Annotated in this window: 1 protein-coding gene; it reads right to left on the minus strand. The window is 71.0% G+C overall.

What is annotated here, in order from left to right:
- Positions 1-762 (minus strand): PfkB family carbohydrate kinase (locus tag EOA75_RS33455; protein WP_127326181.1); only part of this gene is annotated, 762 nt, incomplete at its 3' end.
- Between the last annotated feature and the right edge of the window lie 13 nt (positions 763-775).

Genomic DNA, 775 nt, shown 5'->3' on the forward strand with positions numbered 1-775 from the left:
GTGGAAGACGTCGCCGGCGGCGAGCGTGTCGACCGCCTTGACCTTCGGCGCCTCGACATGCCGGACGCGACCGGTTCCCCGATCATGCCACCAGGTTCCGGCAGCGCCGCCCGTCACCGCGACGAAGGCGTCGGTGCGCGAGGCGAGATCGGCGCATGCGCTTTCCGGATCGAGCGCATGGCCGCAGACGATCCGCGCCGCCGGCTCCGAGGCGACGATGTGCGAGGCCAACGGCAAAAGCCGCTCGAGCACGTCGACCGGCGCGGTGTCGGCGTCGAGGATCGCCGGACGGCCGGCGTCCCGCGTGGCCGCCAAGGCAAGTGCCGCGGCGCCCGGCCATCGGACGTCCACCAGCACGGCGTCGAAGGCGGAAAGTTCGGCAAGCGGCAGCGTGTCGGGATCGGCTTGCGCCCTGCTGTCATAGAAGGGCACGATGATGCGCTCGCCATGGGCATCCACCAGGATCGCGGCCAGCGCCGAGCGCGCGCCGGCGACGCGGCGGACCAGGCTGCAATCGACGCCTTCCGCCTCGATCTCGGCGATCAGCCGGTCGCCGACCGCATCGTCTCCCGCGCTCGCCCAAAGCGACACATCGGCGCCGAGGCGATGCGCGGCGCACGCCGCACTCGTCGCCATGCCGGAGGCGATCTGGACACCGTCGCTGGCGATGAACTTGCCCTGATGCGCGGGCAGCGTCTCGAGACGCAGGATCGTGTCGAGGGTGAACGCGCCGACGCTGAGCAGTTTGATCGGTCCGGCCATCGCAGTCTCAATC

The organism is Mesorhizobium sp. M1A.F.Ca.IN.022.07.1.1 (assembly GCF_003997575.1).
Lineage (GTDB): Bacteria > Pseudomonadota > Alphaproteobacteria > Rhizobiales > Rhizobiaceae > Mesorhizobium.